Annotated in this window: 22 protein-coding genes; 11 read left to right on the top strand and 11 right to left on the bottom strand. The window is 70.5% G+C overall.

From position 1 onward, the window contains the following. Positions 1–89 precede the first annotated feature (89 nt). Entirely contained in the window at positions 90–1055 is a 966-nt protein-coding gene (locus ACIBTU_RS00445; protein WP_399123639.1) for a pirin family protein, read from the top strand. A 69-nt stretch (positions 1056–1124) separates the two neighbouring features. Here the strand turns inward: ACIBTU_RS00445 and ACIBTU_RS00440 are convergent, their stop codons facing one another. Further along, positions 1125–2966 carry an APC family permease gene (locus tag ACIBTU_RS00440; RefSeq protein WP_399123638.1) on the bottom strand — a complete coding sequence of 614 codons (1842 nt, stop codon included), beginning with the start codon at positions 2964–2966 and terminating at the stop codon, positions 1125–1127. Between the two features lie 262 nt (positions 2967–3228). On the opposite strand from ACIBTU_RS00440, the gene ACIBTU_RS00435 reads away from it, so the two are divergent. Both ACIBTU_RS00435 and ACIBTU_RS00430 read left to right on the top strand, forming a co-directional pair. After that, a complete protein-coding gene (locus ACIBTU_RS00435) occupies positions 3229–3486 on the top strand; it encodes a hypothetical protein (RefSeq protein ID WP_399123637.1) in 258 nt (85 codons plus the stop codon). Between the two features lie 440 nt (positions 3487–3926). Continuing rightward, positions 3927–4493 carry a hypothetical protein gene (locus ACIBTU_RS00430; RefSeq protein ID WP_399123636.1) on the top strand — a complete coding sequence of 189 codons (567 nt, stop codon included), beginning with the start codon at positions 3927–3929 and terminating at the stop codon, positions 4491–4493. A gap of 27 nt (positions 4494–4520) precedes the next feature. Here the strand turns inward: ACIBTU_RS00430 and ACIBTU_RS00425 are convergent, their stop codons facing one another. Both ACIBTU_RS00425 and ACIBTU_RS00420 read right to left on the bottom strand, forming a co-directional pair. Continuing rightward, positions 4521–4937 carry an SRPBCC family protein gene (locus tag ACIBTU_RS00425; protein WP_399123635.1) on the bottom strand — a complete coding sequence of 139 codons (417 nt, stop codon included), beginning with the start codon at positions 4935–4937 and terminating at the stop codon, positions 4521–4523. A 29-nt stretch (positions 4938–4966) separates the two neighbouring features. Beyond that, a complete protein-coding gene (locus ACIBTU_RS00420) occupies positions 4967–5350 on the bottom strand; it encodes a VOC family protein (protein ID WP_399123634.1) in 384 nt (127 codons plus the stop codon). Between the two features lie 137 nt (positions 5351–5487). On the opposite strand from ACIBTU_RS00420, the gene ACIBTU_RS00415 reads away from it, so the two are divergent. Beyond that, a complete protein-coding gene (locus ACIBTU_RS00415) occupies positions 5488–6348 on the top strand; it encodes a helix-turn-helix domain-containing protein (RefSeq protein ID WP_399123633.1) in 861 nt (286 codons plus the stop codon). 50 nt (positions 6349–6398) lie between these two features. Here ACIBTU_RS00415 and ACIBTU_RS00410 read toward each other — a convergent pair whose 3' ends face one another. The 3 genes from ACIBTU_RS00410 to ACIBTU_RS00400 all read right to left on the bottom strand — a co-directional run bounded on the left by ACIBTU_RS00410 (position 6399) and on the right by ACIBTU_RS00400 (position 9198). Continuing rightward, the gene (locus tag ACIBTU_RS00410; protein ID WP_399123632.1) at positions 6399–7595 is read right to left on the bottom strand and encodes an LCP family protein; all 1197 of its coding nucleotides are present in this window, start codon (positions 7593–7595) and stop codon (positions 6399–6401) included. A gap of 223 nt (positions 7596–7818) precedes the next feature. Continuing rightward, a complete protein-coding gene (locus ACIBTU_RS00405; RefSeq protein WP_399123631.1) occupies positions 7819–8094 on the bottom strand; it encodes a hypothetical protein in 276 nt (91 codons plus the stop codon). 354 nt (positions 8095–8448) lie between these two features. Beyond that, a complete protein-coding gene (locus tag ACIBTU_RS00400; protein WP_399123630.1) occupies positions 8449–9198 on the bottom strand; it encodes a helix-turn-helix domain-containing protein in 750 nt (249 codons plus the stop codon). Positions 9199–9390: 192 nt separating this feature from the next. On the opposite strand from ACIBTU_RS00400, the gene ACIBTU_RS00395 reads away from it, so the two are divergent. Then, positions 9391–10353, top strand: a complete 963-nt coding sequence (locus tag ACIBTU_RS00395) for an ATP-binding cassette domain-containing protein (RefSeq protein ID WP_399123629.1) — start codon at positions 9391–9393, stop codon at positions 10351–10353. After that, positions 10350–11141: an ABC transporter permease gene (locus ACIBTU_RS00390; protein ID WP_399123628.1), complete on the top strand. Its 792-nt coding sequence runs from the start codon at positions 10350–10352 to the stop codon at positions 11139–11141. Before ACIBTU_RS00395 ends, ACIBTU_RS00390 begins: the two co-directional genes overlap by 4 nt. A 5-nt stretch (positions 11142–11146) precedes the next feature. On the opposite strand, the gene ACIBTU_RS00385 is transcribed toward ACIBTU_RS00390, so the two are convergent. Then, positions 11147–11983, bottom strand: a complete 837-nt coding sequence (locus tag ACIBTU_RS00385; RefSeq protein ID WP_399123627.1) for an NAD(P)H-binding protein — start codon at positions 11981–11983, stop codon at positions 11147–11149. Between the two features lie 95 nt (positions 11984–12078). On the opposite strand from ACIBTU_RS00385, the gene ACIBTU_RS00380 reads away from it, so the two are divergent. Next, positions 12079–12519 carry a MarR family winged helix-turn-helix transcriptional regulator gene (locus ACIBTU_RS00380; protein ID WP_399123626.1) on the top strand — a complete coding sequence of 147 codons (441 nt, stop codon included), beginning with the start codon at positions 12079–12081 and terminating at the stop codon, positions 12517–12519. A 74-nt stretch (positions 12520–12593) separates the two neighbouring features. On the opposite strand, the gene ACIBTU_RS00375 is transcribed toward ACIBTU_RS00380, so the two are convergent. Continuing rightward, the gene (locus ACIBTU_RS00375; RefSeq protein WP_399123625.1) at positions 12594–13364 is read right to left on the bottom strand and encodes a methyltransferase domain-containing protein; all 771 of its coding nucleotides are present in this window, start codon (positions 13362–13364) and stop codon (positions 12594–12596) included. A gap of 27 nt (positions 13365–13391) precedes the next feature. Here ACIBTU_RS00375 and ACIBTU_RS00370 point away from each other — a divergent pair, with 27 nt between their 5' ends. Beyond that, positions 13392–13853, top strand: a complete 462-nt coding sequence (locus ACIBTU_RS00370; RefSeq protein WP_399123624.1) for a MerR family transcriptional regulator — start codon at positions 13392–13394, stop codon at positions 13851–13853. Positions 13854–13892: 39 nt separating this feature from the next. Further along, positions 13893–14258 (top strand): hypothetical protein, encoded by a 366-nt coding sequence (locus ACIBTU_RS00365; RefSeq protein ID WP_399123623.1) that lies wholly within the window; start codon positions 13893–13895, stop codon positions 14256–14258. 78 nt (positions 14259–14336) lie between these two features. Here the strand turns inward: ACIBTU_RS00365 and ACIBTU_RS00360 are convergent, their stop codons facing one another. The 3 genes from ACIBTU_RS00360 to ACIBTU_RS00350 all read right to left on the bottom strand — a co-directional run bounded on the left by ACIBTU_RS00360 (position 14337) and on the right by ACIBTU_RS00350 (position 16011). Next, positions 14337–14600, bottom strand: coding sequence for a metal-sensitive transcriptional regulator (locus tag ACIBTU_RS00360; RefSeq protein ID WP_399123622.1), 264 nt, complete (start codon positions 14598–14600; stop codon positions 14337–14339). Positions 14601–14700: 100 nt separating this feature from the next. After that, entirely contained in the window at positions 14701–14982 is a 282-nt protein-coding gene (locus ACIBTU_RS00355; RefSeq protein WP_399123621.1) for a hypothetical protein, read from the bottom strand. 63 nt (positions 14983–15045) lie between these two features. Next, entirely contained in the window at positions 15046–16011 is a 966-nt protein-coding gene (locus ACIBTU_RS00350; RefSeq protein ID WP_399123620.1) for a hypothetical protein, read from the bottom strand. Positions 16012–16232: 221 nt separating this feature from the next. Between ACIBTU_RS00350 and ACIBTU_RS00345 the strand changes: the two genes are divergently transcribed. Further along, the gene (locus ACIBTU_RS00345; RefSeq protein WP_399123619.1) at positions 16233–17051 is read left to right on the top strand and encodes an SAM-dependent methyltransferase; all 819 of its coding nucleotides are present in this window, start codon (positions 16233–16235) and stop codon (positions 17049–17051) included. 203 nt (positions 17052–17254) lie between these two features. Next, positions 17255–17797 carry a heme-binding protein gene (locus tag ACIBTU_RS00340; RefSeq protein ID WP_399124205.1) on the top strand — a complete coding sequence of 181 codons (543 nt, stop codon included), beginning with the start codon at positions 17255–17257 and terminating at the stop codon, positions 17795–17797. Positions 17798–17815: the final 18 nt, after the last annotated feature.

Raw genomic sequence — 17815 nt, 5'->3', positions numbered from 1 at the left:
GGCGGACGCGCCGGTACGCGCGCCGCCCGTCGGGGCGACTTCGTGCCGCGGGACTGACGGAAGGCCGCGCAGGCCCTAGGTTGTCCGACATGAGCAATCTTGATCGTGAGGCGGTTCCCTCCGTGTGCGGCGGACGGGGTTTCGTCGTGGCGGAACCGGTGCGTGAGCTTCTCAGCCCGCGTCGTGTGAAGCTCGGCGAGTCCACCGAGGTCCGGCGCCTGCTGCCGAACCTGGGCCGCCGCATGGTGGGCGCCTGGGCCTTCGTCGACCACTACGGCCCCGACGACATCGCGGACGAGCCGGGCATGCAGGTACCGCCGCACCCCCACATGGGCCTGCAGACGGTGAGCTGGCTGCACGAGGGCGAGGTGCTGCACCGCGACTCGACCGGCAGCCTGCAGACGATCCGCCCGCGCGAGCTGGGCCTGATGACGTCGGGCCGCGCGATCTCGCACTCGGAGGAGAGCCCGAAGACCCACGCGCGCTATCTCCACGGCGCCCAGCTGTGGGTCGCGCTCCCGGACACGCACCGCCACATTGAGCCGCAGTTCCAGCACCACGCGGAGCTGCCGACGGTGACGGCCCCGGGTCTGACCGCCACGGTGATCCTCGGCTCGCTCGACGGCGCCACGTCACCGGGCTCGACGTACACGCCGATCGTGGGCGCGGACCTGACCCTCACCGCGGGCTCCGACGTGCGCGTCCCCCTGAACCCGGACTTCGAGTACGCGGTCCTGGCGATGTCCGGCGAGACCCACGTGGACGACGTCCCCGTCCTCCCCGGCTCGATGCTCTACCTCGGCTGCGGCCGCACGGAGCTCCCGGTGCGGGCGGGCTCGGACGCGGGCCTGATGCTCCTGGGCGGCGAACCGTTCGAGGAGGAGCTCGTCATGTGGTGGAACTTCATCGGGCGGTCGCAGGACGACATCACGCAGGCCCGGGAGGACTGGATGACGGGGTCCCGGTTCGGCGACGTGAAGGGTTACGACGGGGATCGCCTGGACGCGCCCGAGCTGCCCTCGGTGCCGCTGAAGGCCCGGGGGCGGGTGCGCTGACCTGCCACTTCCCCGCGTGACCCTCGATGGGGCGACCGAGCGCACGCGCGGAGCCCGGCGGGCGGGGCGTCACGTGATGCGGAATCGCAGTCTGCAGATCACCGCGTCGGTGTCCTTGCGTACGGCGTGAGCCACGACCGCGCCCCGCTGGTTCTGCAGGAGGCGCTGCCACAACCGGTCGGGCTCGACCTCGGCGATGAGCACGGTCACCCGGGTGCCTACCGCCGCGCCGCCCGTCTCCCGTACGTACGCGGAGATCGGCCGGCCCAGCGCGCGGCGCTCCGAGAGGAGTGGGACCAGCGGCACACCGGGGTTCCACAGGGCCCAGTCACGCATGAGGGCCTCGGTGTGCGCGCGGTCCTCGGCGTCCGGGTGGCAGACGGTGACCGCCCGCACCTCGTCGCCCAGCGAGGCGGCCGCGTTCAGGGCCTCGCAGGTCAGGCGTGACAGGCTCGACACGGGGACGATGACGACGGAGCGGTCCCGGTGCGGCGGTTCGGGGATGCGGCCGAGGCCCAGCCGTTCGCCGATGCGCGTGTACGCCCTGTGCACCGTCTCGAAGGCCACGACCAGCACGGGCAGCGCGATCACGATCAGCCAGGCGCCGTCCTCGAACTTCGTGGCCGTCACGACGACCGCGGACACGCCGGTGAGCAGCGCGCCGAACCCGTTCAGTGCCGCCTTGCCCCACCGGCCCCTCCCCCGCTGTGCGCGCCAGTGCCGGACCATGCCCACCTGGGCGATGGTGAACCCGACGAAGACGCCGATGGCGAAGAGCGGCACGAGGGTGTTGGTGTCGCCGCCGGAGAAGACCAGCAGGGCGGCCGAGACGGCGGCCAGGGTCAGGACGCCATGGCGGTGGACCTGACGGTCGGCCTTCAGGGCGAAGACGTGCGGGAGGTAGTTGTCCCGGGCCAGCAGCTTCAGCAGCACCGGCAGCCCGCCGAAGGAGGTGTTCGCCGACAGCGCCAGGAGGATCATCGTCGCGAACTGGATGACGTAGAAAGCCCAGTTGTGACCGAGGGAGGCGTCCGCGAGCTGCGCGAGGACGGTGACGCCCTCGACCGGCTGCAGGTGGAAGCGCGAGATCAGGACGGACAGTCCGATCAGCATGACCCCGAGGACGGCTCCGAGGGCGACCTCCGCGCGCTGGGCCCGGCGCACGCGCGGGACGCGGAAGGACGGCACGGCGTTGGCGAGGGCCTCGACGCCGGTGAGCGCGCTGCACCCGGACGCGAACGCCTTCAGCAGGAGCAGGGCGCCGACCGTGGTGGCGTTGTCCGCGAGCACGGAGGCGTGGCCCTCGGCCGCCGTGGTGCTGACGGGCGCGGAGCGAAACAGGCCGACCGTGATGAGCGCCAGCACCGAGACGACGAACACGGCCGTCGGCACGATGAAGGCGCGCGCCGAGTCGACGATGCCGCGCAGATTCACGCCCGTGATCAGGACGAGTACGCCCAGGCACATCCAGAGCCGGTCGCCGTACCACGCGGGGAAGGCCGAGGTCAGCGCGGCCACGCCGGCGGTGACGGCCACGGCGACGTTGAGGACGTAGTCCAGGACCAGCGAGGCCGCTGCCACCAGGCTCGTTCGGGCCCCGAGGTGGGTACGGGCGACCGCGTACGAGCCGCCGCCGTCGGGGAACGCGGCGATGACATGCCGATACGAGGCGACGAGTACCGCGAGCAGTCCGGCGATGGCGAGCGTGATCGGCAGGGTGAAGCCGAGGCCCTCCGCGCCCGCGGCGGCCAGCACCAGGACGATCGCCTCCGGACCGTACGCCACCGACGCCACCGCGTCGAGGGACAGGGCGGCCAGACCGGTCACGGCGGTGAGCCGGTGGCGCTCTCCGCTGTCCGGGGGTTCCTCGGCGGCGCGGGCGGTACCGGTCTCGGCGGTCAGGGCAGACATAGGAACACGTGCTCCTTCACAGTGCGCGGGTGCACTCAGGTTCTGTCCTGTCACCGCAGGCGCCGAGAGCTCCTTGCGGGTTCCTCGCGCCGAACCCGATGACCTTGACGGGGCGTTGACGCGGACGAGGTCCGCTGCCGCACATCGGGGAGCCCCTACGGCCCGCCCCGGTCCGGTCCGGCGTCAAGGTGGCGCACGAAGCCCGTCAGAGCCGCGTCAAGGACCGAGGTGCGCACCCGCCCGGAGTCCTGGCGTCGACGCCATGGAACGTCCCGACGACATACGGCGCGACCTGGTCGGCCGTCGCGAGCAGACCCCCGACGGGGTCACGTACGACCGCCGCTGGGCGGCGGATCTGCGCAGCGCGCTGCTGTCCTCGGCGATGCTGCTCGGCTTGCTGCTCCTGATCGACCGGGGTGCCGGCAGCCTCACGGCGCCGCGCGCCGCTTTGTGGGCCGGCCTGGCTGTGCTGCTGCTTCTGGTCCTGTACCCGGCGCGGGTCACCTTCGGTGCCGGGTAGCTGGCCTCGCGTGGACTGATGCGTGAGCGACGGGTGCGTACGGACCTGCTGGTGTCGGTGCGCTGCCTGGACGGCGTCTCCCGGCGGGTGCTCTCGAAGCGGCAGGCGCGCAGGCCGAGTAGTGCGACGCGCTGGTGCCGCACATGCTCGACGACCGCGTCTGAGTATCCCGCGGACCGGGCGAGGTCTGCCGTCGCGTGCATGCGGGCGAGGTACGCCGCGCCCGTCACCGTGATCACTTCCACGCGGCGCGCGCACGCCGCGAGTGTGCTTTGAGCCGTCAGATTTCGGTCACGCAACGTCGCGATCACGTTCCAGTCCTCCCGGAGCACCCCAAGGCCTGCAGGATTGACCGTCCGGCATTATTTAGGTAAGCCTTGCCTAAATGTTTCGAGTTGCCTTGGAGGAGTTCCGTGTCCGCTCTGCCCTCGGAGCCGTCGATGTCCGTTCGGCCTGTGCCCGCGCTGCCCGGTGCCGGCCAGGCCCGACCGCTCGGCCTTCACGACTCCTGGTGGACGATCTCCGCAGCCGCCGTGACCGCATGCCTGGCCCTGACGACCTGCGTGTGGGTGTCCCTGCACCTGCACACGGACCCCGCCCTGCGCACCGCCGCCCTCTTCGTCCACCTGGCCTGCCTGGTGCTCGGCTTCGGTGCCGTCATGGTGACCGACTACTACGGACTGCTGTGGATATCGCGGCGGTGCACCTTGAGCGACGCCCTCGGCAACACCGCACGCCTGCACGTCCCGATCTGGGCCGGTCTCGCCGGACTCGTACTCAGCGGCACGCTGCTCCACCCCGACCTGAACTCCACCCTGACGCGCACCAAGCTCGCACTGATCCTCGCGCTCACCGTCAACGGCCTGCAAGCAGGACGCATCAACCGACGCATGGCCCAGCAGCCAGCCACCCCACGCCTTCTGGCGTGGGGTGGCGCCACCGCGCTGATCTCCCAGATCTGCTGGTGGGGCGCCGTGGCGATCGGGTTCCGCAACAGCCAGCACTAGCCAGACCACAGGTCTCGTACCCTCGCGTCAGGAAGCCGGGGCGGCCTCGGTGGCCAGGGTCCGGCGGATCACCTGAATCCCCTGGTCGACATTCGCGGCGATGAGTTCCGCGCGGCTGTGCGGCTGTACGTCGGTGATCCAGACGAAGCGACTGCGACCGCCGGCCTCGGCGAACACCTGCATGGAGGCGTGGTGGTGGACGACGTCCATGGACCCGCCCACCACCGAGTAGGCGATGCGCCGGGCGTCGTCGTCCAGCGACACGATGAGCTCGTGCACCACTGTGCCGTCCGCGAAGGTCACCACCCGCACGTCGCCGTCGACCTGGGTGTCGACGACGAAACCCGGGGCGAGTCTGCGGTGGACCTCGCCCCAGCGGTGGACCGCTTCCCATACCGCCGCGGGGTCGGCGTCGATCAGAGCTTCTCGGTGAACGCTTGCCATGGTGGGCACTCTCCGTTTCTCGCGGACGGTCAGCCGGCGGGAGTCGTGGCGGGGATCAGGCAGAAGGGGTGACCCTCGGGGTCGGTGAGGACGACCCACTCGCCGTCGCCCGGCTGGAAGGTGGGCCGGGAGGCTCCGAGGGCGAGCAGTTCCTCGACCGCGCGGTCCAGGTCGGCGACGGTGAAGTCGAGATGCAGGTGCTTGTCCCCGTCAGGCCATTGGCGTGCCCGGTAGCCCTCGACGCGCACGAAGGCCAGCCCCGGCCCCGTGCTGTCGGGGCCCGCACCGAGGGAGGCGAAGTCCTTGTCGCTGTACGTGACCTCCCAACCGGTCGCCCCCTGGTAGAAGGCGGCGAGCGCCACCGGGTCGGCACAGTCGACGACCACGGTCGCAAGCTGTTCGAGAACGGGCATGAGCGGACTCCTCAATTCGTGCATCACGGGAAGCCCCACCGGCTTCGCTGGAGAGAGCCTGCCCCGGCCGCCCCACCCCGGTCTTGAACATCCTTGCGGCGGCGCGACTGTCAGACCTGCGGCATACGGTGCGGAGCATGCTCTCCGCCGAACTCGTCGCCCGCCGGACCGACTTCGACCTCAGCACGGTCGCCTGCCGCAGCGACCACACCCGCTGGTCGGCGCCCGAGGTCTGCGGCACCTACCGCGTGGTGCTGGTGCGGCGCGGCCGCTTCCGCCGCCGGTCCGCCGGATCAACCGTCGACCTGGACCCGAGCCTCGCCTACCTCGGAACCCCGGGCGAGGAGGAGAGCTTCGCCCACCCCTCCGGCGGCGACCACTGCACATCGATCAACGTCGCTCCCGCCCTGTGGCGCTCCCTCGCCGGCGACGGGCCGGGGGTCACGACGGGGACCGTCTACGTCGACCCGGCCCTCGACCTGGCCCACCGGCGCCTGCTCGCGGCCGCCGGCTCCGGGGACATCGACTACGCCACCGTCGAGGAACTGCTGGCCCTGCTGGCCACCGCGGTCGCCCGTACGGTCTCCGGCCCGACCCCCTCGGCGGGCGACAGCACCGCTTCCCGCGACCGCGCCCTCGTCGCGGCGGCCCGCGAAGCGATCTCCGACGAACACCCTTCCTCAGCGACGCTCTTCTCCCTCGCGGAACTCCTCGGCGCCTCTCCCTACCGGCTGAGCCGCGCCTTCCCCCGCGAACTCGGCGTCTCGGTGACCCACTACCGCCACCGCGTCCGCATCGGCCGCGCCCTGGACCGCCTGGAGGCCGGCGAGACAAGCCTCAGCACCCTCGCCGCCGACCTCGGCTACGCCGACCAGGCCCACCTCACCCGCACCTTCCGCCGCCACCTCGGCGACACCCCGACCGCCCTGCGCCGTCTCCTGGCACAGGACCTCCCACCGGGGCAGCCGACCCAGGGAACGGGCGCGGCCATCGCGTGATCATCGGGGGCGGTGTGGACTCCTGAAGCTCACGTGAGGCACGTGAGGCCCTACCGCTCGTCGGAGACCGTCACCGGGTCGTCGCCGCGCAGTTCGTTCACCAGCTGCTTGACCTTCGGCATGTCCCAGGCGAGGTTGCCTCCGACGCTGCCGGAGATCGGCATGTTCATGGACTTGCCCTGGCCGTTGTTGACGTCCTTCATGGCGAGGAACATCCGGCCGAGCTGGTAGGGGTTCATGTCCTTGTCTACGACGAGCGTGTCCAGTCCGGCGCCCATGACGGGGTACAGCTTGAACGGGTTGAGGGCCGTACTCGGCGACGCCGCCTGGTTGGCCAGCGTGGCGAGGAACTTCTGCTGGTTCTTGGTGCGGTCCAGGTCGCTGCCCGTGAAGGCGTGCCGGGTGCGCACGTACGCGAGGGCCTGTTTGCCGTCGAGGGTCTGTTCGCCGGCCTGGAAGTCCGCGCCCGACCACTTGTCCTGGAAGCCCTTGTCGAGCGTCATGTCGACGCCGCCCATGGCGTCCACGATGTTCGCGAAACCGGCGAAGCCGATCTCCGCGTAGTGGTCGACGTGCAGGCCGGTGTTGTACTCGACGGTGCGCACGAGCAGTTGCGGGCCGTCGAAGGCGTACGCGGCGTTGAGCTTGTTGGCGCCCATCGCCGCACGCATCTGGCCGGACTCGGAGCCCCGGAACGTGGGGATGGTGACGTTCGAGTCGCGCGGCAGGGAGACGAGCGTCGGGTCGCCCTCGCCGACGTGCAGGATCATCATCGAGTCGGTGCGCCTGCCCTCGGCGGCGCCGGTGTGCAGGTCCTTCTGCTGCTGCTTGGACATGCCCTCGCGGCTGTCGGACCCGACGATGAGGAAATTGGTTCCCTCGCCTTCGCCGGGCCGGTCGATCACCTTACCGAGATCAACTTCCTTGCGGAGGTTGGAATCGATCCAGAAGTACGTGCCGCCGACCACCAACAGCAGGAGCACGAGGACCGATATCAGAATCCTCCTGAAACGGCGGCCCCGGCGCGGAGGAGGCTGCACGGAATCGTACGGCGCCCCTCCGTCTCCCCTTTGCCGCGGCAGCACAGGCGGCCGCGCACCGTCACGTCGAGGCGCGGCGTATCCGCCGTCGTAGCGATCTTGGAAATCGACGTGCTGCACGCCGCGTCTCTGATTCATGCGGGGCAGTCTGCATTCCGGACCACCCCTGAATGCAAATCGGCCAGAACAGCCGCCAAAACGGGACATGAGCCCGCAAGTCAGCCCCTCGAACGGGACCGAATTCCCAATTCCGACAACACGGTTCGGCAGCTCACGCCCTATGTCCACACTCCCTCGCGAACGGTCACCGGTTCACACAGGAACGCCTCATAGGATTCATCTCACTTCGCGACGGTCGCGCCGCCCCGGCCGAGTTCCACGGCACGCCGTGCAGTGCCTCTGGAACCCGGCCGGGGCGAGGTCAAAGCGGTCAAAGGCGTCGCAGCCAGGCGGCTACCCCATGACCCACTGCGAGATAGACCACTGCCGGGAGGGCGAAGTTGAAGAAGACACGCAGCCCTTCGGGGTCCATCGTGAAGATGTCCTGCGCCCAGCCGGCGAGCCATTCGGCCACGCCCCGCACGAAGTCGACGAACACGTTCGCCTGATTCGCGTCGAGCAGGTACAGGAGCAACCACAGGCCGAGAAAGATCGCGGCGATGTCGGCGAGCGTATGAACCGTCAGCGCCAGTCGATCGGCACTCATGCCGCCGCGCCGTCGGCTCCCGTCCTGGGGCGCCTGGTACATGGGACGGGGTGCCTCGGCGCTCGGGCCGACGGGTCCGGGGCGGTAGGGCGGAGGCTGCACTTCTTCACGCGGCGGATAGGCGCCGACGGGCGGGAGCGGCGCGGTGTCGCCGCCCTGAGGGGGATATGCACCGCTATAGCGCGGGGCATTCCCGTTCGGACCGTACGAGGAGTTCGGCGGCAGGCCGTTATCGGGGTGAGTCACGGTCCGGCGCGTTGCCGGTACCGGAGAGCCCAAACCCGCTTCACCATCGTTTCACCGGGCCGCCACCTAGTGACAGATTCCGCAGGATCAGCATGATCGAAGGCCTGTTCAGTCTGTTTCGGGAGTCTGTCCTGCACGGGTCGAACAGACCTTGTGCCATTGCTCGGCCGAGCGGACCAGGTCGTCGATGACGTGCTGGAGGAACCGGCTCGTGTTCTCCAGTCGGGCACCGGCAGGTGTGGTGGTGCCCAGTTTCCGGGCTCCGGCCGCGCAGGCTTCGGCGATCCGGGCCTGGTTGCGCGCGCTGGCCATGATGGAGGTGAACACCACGTCGTCTTCGACGACGTAGCGATCGGCACGGCTGTGGGGGTCACGCGCGCGCTTGATGAGCGCCTGGTTCTCCAGGTATCCGATGGCCTTGGAGACGGAGGCGGGGCTGACCCGCAGGCGTCGAACGAGGTCCGCGGAGGTGAGGCTGCCGCTGTCGGTGGTGAACAGGGCAGCGAGCACCTTGGCCATCATCGGCGGGAGCCCGGCCTGCATCATCAACTCCACGCTCTGCACGCCCACTTCGTCCACGATCCGCGGATCGCGCCCGCCGAGGTCGGCCCCTTCGAGTGAGGTCGCCGGCGCGGGGGTCCTGCGCGGAGGCGGCTGTCCCGCGCCCACTCGGTGCGCCGCCTCGGCGTGGTAGCCGCGCGGCCCGCCATGGCGCATCACCTCTCGGGTGACGGTCGAGGTCGGCCGCCCGATGCGGCGGCCGATGGCGGCGTAGGTCAGATCCTCGCGCAGCCCCGCGGCGATCTGCCGGCGGTCCTGGAGCGTGAGTCGGTCGCCAGGCATCAGGGCGTCCTCCACTGTTCGACGTCCGAACCAGCTTAATGCAACGCTCTTCGTTGCATTAGGTTTCACTCGCCGCGCAACGATCCATCACTCTCACCAGCACGTATGTCGTTGCTTCACGTATACGCGATTGACCAGTCGATGCATGCAACGCAACTATTACTGATGTGTGAAGGAACTTGAAGCTCATCGACGGAAGCGGAGCCCATGACCACCACCCTTAGTCCACCAGCCCTTTCCGCGGCCGCCGTACGCAAGGCGTACGGCGAACACGTGGTGCTGAACGGCATCGACCTCGACATCCCCGCGGGATCGGTCTTCGCGCTGCTCGGGCCGAACGGCGCGGGCAAGACCACGGTGGTGCAGATCCTGTCCACGCTCATCCGGGCCGACGCCGGTGACATCCGGGTCGCCGGCCACGACGTGGCCCGTGATCCGGACGCGGTCCGCGCCGCGATCGGTGTCACCGGCCAGTTCTCCGCGGTGGACGGCTTCCTCACCGGCGAGGAGAACCTGCTGCTGATGGCCGATCTGCACCACCTTCCCCGCCAGGAACGGCGGCCGTGCGTCACCGACCTGCTGGCACGGTTCGACCTGGTGGACGCGGCCCGCAAGCCCGCGCTGACCTACTCCGGCGGGATGCGCCGCCGCCTGGACCTCGCGATGACGCTCGTCGGGCGACCGCGGGTGATCTTCCTCGACGAGCCGACGACCGGGCTGGACCCGCGCAGCAGACGGACCATGTGGGACATCATCCGCCGTCTGGTGGCCGACGAGGGCGTCACGATCTTCCTCACCACCCAGTACCTCGACGAGGCCGACCAACTCGCCGACCGGATCGCGGTGCTGCACCAGGGAAAGATCGTCGCCCAGGGCACGGCGGAGGAGCTCAAGCGGCAGGTCGGCGGAGGCCACATCACCCTGCGGTTCGCGGGCGCACGCGACCACCACCACGCGGCCCGGACCCTGGACGTGGTGTCCCGCGACGACGAGGCACTCACGCTGCAGGTCGCCGGCCGGGGCGACGTCCGGTCGTTGCGCGCACTCCTCGACCGGCTCGACCACGCCTCGCTCACCGTGGAAGAACTCCAGGTCCACACCCCCGACCTCGACGACGTCTTCTTCGCGCTGACCGGCAACCCCGTCACGGAACAGGAGCCCGTCCGATGAGCACCGCGACCCACGCCTTCACCGATTCGATGACCATGCTGCGCCGCCAGTTGCGGCACATGCAGCGCTACCCGACCCTCACCCTCACCGCCGCCGGGGTCCCGGTGGTCTTCCTGCTGCTGTTCGTCTACGTCCTCGGCGGCATCCTCGGCAGCGGCCTCGGCGGCCCGTCGGGCGGCCGGGACACCTACGTGAACTACGTCGTCCCCGGCGTCATCCTGATGACCGCGGCCACGGCGGCCCAGGGCACCGCGATCTCGGTGGCCCTCGACATGACCGAGGGCATCGTCGCCCGGTTCCGCACCATGGCCATCGCCCGGGTCTCTGTCCTCACCGGCCACGTGCTGGGCAGCCTGGCCCAGACCCTGCTGAGCATGACCGTCGTCACCGGCGTCGCACTCCTGGTGGGCTTCGAACCCACCGCGGACCTCGGCGAATGGCTCGCCGTGATCGGCCTGCTCGTACTGATCATCTTCGCGCTCACCTGGCTCTCGGTCGCGCTGGCCATCATGGCCAAGAGCGTCGCCGCCGCGAGCAACATGCTGACACCCCTCATGATCCTGCCGATGATGGGCAGCGGATTCGTCCCCACCGACTCGATGCCCACCGGGCTTCAATGGTTCGCCGACTACCAGCCGTTCACCCCCTTCATCGAGACCCTGCGCGGCCTGCTGATGGGCACCCCGATCGGCGACAACGCGATCCTCGCCCTCGCCTGGTGCGCACTCATCGCCCTGGGCGGCTATGTGTGGGCCAAGAAGCTCTACAACCGCGAGCCCACGCAGTAGGCGGCTCAGTCATGCCGGCGGGCGAAGGAGGCGGCGTGGTGGGCGACCCACTCCGCATACGTACGGGCCGGGCGGCCGGTGATCTGCTCGACGGGCGTCAGGACGGGGACGGGTGTCGACCGGGCGGCGGAGAGCTGGTCCAGCAGGAAGTCGGCGGCGGGAGGCGGCAGACGGTCGAGGAGCTGTCGGCGTGTGTCCTCGCGGGGCACCTCTTCGAAGCGGGTGGCGATGCCGAGCGTCTCGCCGATGACGCGGACGCGGTCGATCTGGCTGAGCGACTGCGGCCCGGTGACTTCGTACGTCTTTGCGGGGTCAGGGGCGAGGAGGGCGTGCACGGCGATCGCGGCGATGTCGCGCTCGTCGACCGGGGCCATGGCGGCATCGCCGTAGGACCCTCGTACGGTGCCGTCGCGCCGGATCGGGGCGGCCCAGCCGAGGTCGTTCGCCATGAAGAGGCCGGGGCGGACGAAGGTCCAGGACATCGCGGAGTCCGCGACCGCCTGCTCGCAGGCGAGGTGCCGCTCACCGATCCACCCGGGCCGGGGGAAGGTGACGGAATCCGAGGAGAGCAGCACGATGTGCCGGGTGCCGGCCTGCTCGGCGGCGGCGAGGAAGGCCTCGAGGGCGCCGTGGACGGGGAACAGGAAGGCTCGGTCCACGCCCTGGAGGGCGGCGGGGAGGGTCTCGGGGCGGGTGAGGTCTCCGGCGACGGTCTCGACGCCGTCGGGCAGGTCCGCCGTGGCGGGGTCGCGCGTGAGGGCACGTACCCGCTCGCCCGCGTCGACCAGTTCGTGAACGAGGTTGCGACCGACGTTTCCGGTGGCGCCGGTGACCAGGATCATGCGGGTGTCTCCTCGTGCTCACTACAGGCCCAGTGTTGGTGTGACCAACACTAGGCCAAGGTGTTGGTCACACCAACACTGTTACGGTGTCCGCCATGGAGCAGATGCCCGAGCGCATGGCGGCAAGGCCGAGCTGGCTGATCACACAACTGGCCGTACACACCCGCCGGTTGGTGTTCGACGCCTTCGCCGACGCGGGAGGGCGCGGCCACCACTACCGGGTCCTGGCCGTCCTTGACGAGTTCGGGGCGACGAGTCAGGCAGAGCTCGGCCGCCGCGCCCGCATGGACCGCAGCGACGTCGTGGCGGCCGTCGACGCCCTGGTCGGGCAGGACCTCGCGGACCGGGCGCCGGACCCCGACCACGGGCGGCGCAACAGGATCACCCTCACCCAGAGCGGCGTACGGCACCTGCGACGACTGGACGACGTGGTCGAGCAGGTCCAGGACGAGCTGCTCCAGTCACTGTCCGCCGAGGACCGCCGCACCCTGACCCGCCTGCTCCGCCAAGTTCTGGACCAGCACGAACCTGCTTGACCAGCCGTCAGGCTCCGCGCCGGACGGACTGATCCCGGACTCCTCCCGGGCGGCGGGCGTCCATGACCGCCCGCTCACTCCGGTGCGGTCGCCGCCGCGACGAACATCGGCAGGGCCAGGAAGAGCCGGTCGGCCGCGGCCCGGGCCCGCTGCTCGGCGACCCAGGCGTCCGCCCGCTCAGGCGTGACGGCACCCGACGAACGGGCCCCCTCGGCCAGCCCGGTGAGCAGCGGCAGCATCGTCGGGCCCGTGAACACCCCGGTGCGCACCTGGATCTCCACCTCCTCGAAGCCGGCGTCCAGGAGAAGTCCGCGGTACCGGCGGGCGGCGCGCGGACCGGCGATCAGGTCGGCGCGGGCTTGCACGATCGTGCGGGTGAGAGCCGCGTCGTCGGAGTCGATGACGAACGTGTCCCAGTCCTGGCCGATGAGCACGATCCGCCCGCCGGGCACCAGCACCCTGCGTGCTTCCGTCAACGCCCGCTCGGGCTCTGCCAGTTCATGGAACACCTTGTCGGCGCGGTAGCCGTCCACGGACGCGTCCTCCAGCGGCAGTGCGTAGGCGCCCGCGACCCGGAGATCCACCCCTGGCCACCGCCCCCGGGCCACGTCGATCATGCGCTCGTCGGGGTCCACGCCTAGGGCCCGCACGCCGCGCGCCGCCAGCTCGGACACCCCTCGCCCCGCGCCGCAGCCCACGTCGACCATGACTTTCCCCGGCTCAGCTCCGAGCAAGTCGTAGGAGAGTGAGCGTAGTTGCCGGGCGCTGGGTAGCCCGTCGGCGGCGTCGAGGAGTGCGATCAGGACATCCGGGGGCGACTGATTCCGTGCCGTTTCCTTGGTCATGAAGCCAGGCTGCGACTTAATGTCGGCATGAAGTCAAACGATCCCCCGACATCCGGCGCCGGCGTCGCCGGCGCCGAACCCGAGTGGATGAGCATCGGCGCCGTCGCCGAACGGTTCGGCCTGGCCACGCACGTGCTGCGGCACTGGGAGGCGTCGGGCCTGCTCACGCCCGCCCGCGACCCGGCCGGCCGCCGCCGCTACGGCTCCGCCGACCTCGTCCGCGTAGCCGTCGTCCTGCGCGCCAAGGAGGCCGGGCTGTCCCTGGACACCATCCGCTCACTGGCCGCGGCCTCCGACCCCGCCGAACGAAGAGAAACGCTGCGCACGGAGGCCGACGCGCTACGGGCCCGCATCGCGGCCGCGCAGGCATCGCTCGCACTGATCGAAGGCGCCCTCGACTGCGACCATGAGGACTTCACGCAGTGCGCCCATTTCCGGCAGGTGCTGGGGGAGCACATCGGCGCGGACACCCAACTATCCTTTCCCTGACCGCTTTTGCCGGGGCGCCGCATACAGGGGGAGATGGCCGTGGACTGGTTCTGGTGGGTACTGATCATCTTCTGGACGGGCGGGTTCGCCTGGCTCGCCGACACGGTCCGCACAGCCCTGCGCAGCAGGCATGAGCGGAAGTTGGAGCTCATAGAGGCCGCCCAGCAGGAACGTCTGGCCCTGGAAGCCGCACAGAAGCCGCCGGAGCCGATCTGCGGCTGCACCCACCATCTCGCCAAGCACGACAAGCAGGGCCGCTGCCACGAGCGCGTCGAGATCCCGACCGCCTGGGACGAGAACAAGAAGCCGTTGCGCTACGAGGCCGGGCAGTGCAACTGCCAGCGGTACGTGGGCCCGCAGCCGCTGTCGCAGGTGTACGCGGAGGAGTTGACGGACGGCATCTGAGCCCCGGCCGCACGGCGGGACGGTCGCACCGCCGGGAGCCGGCTACGCGATTTACGCCAGCTACGCGAGTTACGCGAGTTACGCGAGGGCCAGGAAGAGCTTCTCCAGCTCCTCCTGCGACATGGGCGGAGCGTCGGGGTCCCCCGCGAGGCACTGGCGCATTCCGCCTGCGACGATCTTGAATCCGGCCCGGTCCAGCGCACGGGACACCGCGGCGAGCTGCGTCACGACGTCCTTGCAGTCGCGGCCCGCCTCGATCATCGCGATCACGGCGGCCAGCTGCCCCTGAGCGCGCCGCAGCCGGTTCAGCGTGTCGGAACGGACGGTGGGCCGCCGGGTCACCCGCCTGCAGGAGCTGCTCGGAGCGGACACCCGCTTCCAGCTGGGGCTGCAGATCGCCAGACATGGCTGGGTGTGACCCGACGGCCGGGGCCGTGACGCGTCAGTTCGCGTCGGGGGCGACGAGCTCGGGCAGCGCCTTGTCAAAGGCGCCGGCGACGGTCAGGCTCGGGAGGATGTGGCCCTGGTCGTCGGCGCTCTTGACGAGGTCGGCGCCCCAGGCGGCGCTGCGGTAGCGCTGGTTGGGCGTGCCGTGGTGTCCGGGGTTGGCGAAGCCGCAGTCGCCCACGTTGTAGAACGTCCGCAGGTCCTGCAGCGTGTACGCCTTGTTGAGCGCCTCGCCCTGCTTGTGGACGGTGAAGTACGTGCCCAGGGCGTCGGCCATCAGCTCGGTGCGGCGGGTGGCCTCGGCCTCGTCGGTGATGTCGGTCTCGAAGAGGTTGTCGGATTACTGGACCTGGTGGCCGAACTCGTGGGCCAGTACGGCGCGTCCGCCGGCCCGCCCGAGGCCGAGCTCGTTCCACATCTGGAGGATGCCCTGGCCCATCGCCACGCGCCGGGTGATGCCGAGCGTCTCCAGCATCTCCTGGGAGTCACCGGCGTGGGCGGGGTCGATCGCGAACGCGTTGAGGGAGAACATCGGGTTCTCGACGCCGCCCGGGAACCCGTCGAGCGCGCCCGTGCTGAGACCACCCTCGACACCGAGCCGCAGGAAGAGCGAGGCGAGCGGGCTGATCTTGGCGAGGCCGTCGTACACGTACTGGCGGTCCGCCGCGGCGTCGGGGCCGAGGACCTTGCCGTCGAGCGAGACCAGCCCGACGTTGCTGGTGTCCACGTCCCAGAACCCCTTCAGGTTGGTGAACGTGCGCGCCAGCTCCTGCGTGTTCGCCCCGCCGGGGCCCAGCGCGGTCTGGTGGGGGTCGGCGGGCGCCTTCATCAAGGTCCAGTACTGGACCAGCAGATCGGGCGAGAGCCCCAGGAAGCCGTTCTGGTACCAGCTCCACGAGTCGGGGTCGATCTTCGCGATCTCGGCGCGGGCCCAGTCGCGGAAGTCCGTGGTGGAGCACTGGTAGTCACCGGGGTCGAGGGCGCCGGAGGCCCACTCGTTCTCGACGCCGGCGTCGGCGAGCACGGCCTTGATCTGCTTCCGCGACTGTGTGGCGGCCGCGACGAGCGCCGCGTCGGACGATCCCGCCTCCTCGGCGGCGGCTCTGGTGGCGGGGTCGAGGTCGAGCCCGGCTGTGTAGGTGTTGAACTGCTGTCGCAGCTGGGAGATGTCCTGGGAGGCGGTGGCTCCGCCGACGGCGGAGGCGGCGGCCGGGGCGGGGGTGTTCGCGGTGGCCGCCGTCGCCCCGGTGAGGGACAGGGTCGCGAGCGACACGACGGCCAGGGTCGCCAGAAGGGGACGCTTCATCCGTACCGACTCCTCTGTGTGGCCAGGCTCGGTATACCTGGGCTTGACCGGCATTCAAGCGATGCGGGGACGAGGGACGGAAGCCCCGCGAGATGACGGGAACCAGACATGTCCGGTGCCAGACAGTCGAGTTGGGCGGTACGCCCGGGCCCCGGCCTGACTCAACCCCTGGCGATAGATTGGCCCTCGACCGATCATCGGCATGATCCGGAGGACCTCGCGTGACTGACATATCCGCCGCGTCGATCGAGGCGCGCAAGCGCATCAGGACCGATCAGCCGCACACCGCCCGGATCTGGAACTACTGGCTGGGCGGCAAGGACAACTACGAGGTCGACCAGGCGGCCGGGGATCAGATCCGTGAGCTGCACCCGGGGATCGGCGACTACGCCGTCGCCGACCGGCAGTTCCTCGGGCGCGCCGTGCGGTACCTCGCGGGTGAGCGCGGGATCCGGCAGTTCCTCGACGTCGGCACCGGGCTGCCGACGGCCGACAACACGCACGAGGTCGCCCAGCGTGTCGCGCCGGAGTCCCGCGTCGTCTACGTCGACAACGACCCGATCGTGCTGGCCCACGCCGAGGCGCTGCTGACGAGCACGCCGGAGGGCCGCACCGCGTACCTCGATCTGGACCTCCGTGACGTCGACGCCGTCCTGGAGCAGGCGGCGCGGGTCCTGGACTTCAGCGAGCCGGTGGCGCTGATCCTCCTCGGCGTCGTCATCTTCGTGGAGGAGGACGAGGAGGCGTACAGGGTGGTCCGTCGCCTGATGGACGCGCTGCCCCCGGGCAGCCACCTCGTCCTCTCGCACACCATCACCCGGGCGGACATGCCCGATGTGGACGCGGCGGTGGCGTTCTGGAACGAGCACGGCACGCCCCGGCTGACCCAGCGGACGCCGGACGCGGTCGCCCGGTTCTTCGACGGTCTCGAGCTCCTCGCACCGGGCGTCGTCTCCTGCAACCACTGGCGTCCGGACGACAGTGGGGCCGAACTGCCCACCGAGGTGGCGATGTTCGGCGGGGTCGGGCTCAAGCGCTGAGGGACGCGGCCGGAGCCGAGAGCTCCTCGCGGGCGGGCGCGCATCAACCGATCGGCTGACCCTCGTACCGCCGATCGGCGTGCGGAACGCAGCCGAGGTTCCGAAGGAGTCGCCGGGTGCGGCGCCGAGACTGAGGGCAGAGCGGGACGGCTGGTTCCCGCACCACCCCGGCATTTTCTGAGGAGCCCTCGTTGAAGCACGCAATGAAGCCCCGTCGCAAGCGGGTACTGATGGGCGCGGGTGTCGCCGCCGTTCTGGCCGCGGGTACCGCCGGGGTGCTCTCCGCCAACGCGTCGGAGACCACGCCCGCCGCCACGGTCGCGGAGGCCGCCGGTGACAACCTGCGCCAGACCACGCACCTGTCGGTCGACGCCGCGTCGAAGGCCGCCCAGGCCGCGCTCGACGCCGCCGAGAAGGAGGGCCAGCGTGTCTCCGTGGCCGTCGTCGACCGCAACGGCAACACCGTCCTGACCCTGCGCGGCGACGGTGCCGGCCCGCAGTCCTACGCGGCCGCCGAGAAGAAGGCGTTCACCGCCGTCTCCTGGAACGCCCCGACCTCCGAGCTGGTCAAGCGCCTCGAGAGCGCCCCGACGCTGAAGGACATCCCGGGCACCCTGTTCCTGGCCGGCGGCGCTCCGGTGGCCGCCGACGGCGCCCCGATCGCGGGCATCGGTGTGGCCGGCGCCCCGTCCGGCGACCTGGACGAGAAGTTCGCGAAGGCGGGCGTCGCCGCGCTGGAGCAGTAGTCCTCACCTGCGCGACAC

The organism is Streptomyces sp. NPDC050145 (assembly GCF_044460245.1).
Classification (GTDB): domain Bacteria; phylum Actinomycetota; class Actinomycetes; order Streptomycetales; family Streptomycetaceae; genus Streptomyces.
The sequence above is the reverse complement of the archived record's forward strand: the minus strand, read 5'-3'. Positions and strand labels throughout refer to the sequence as shown.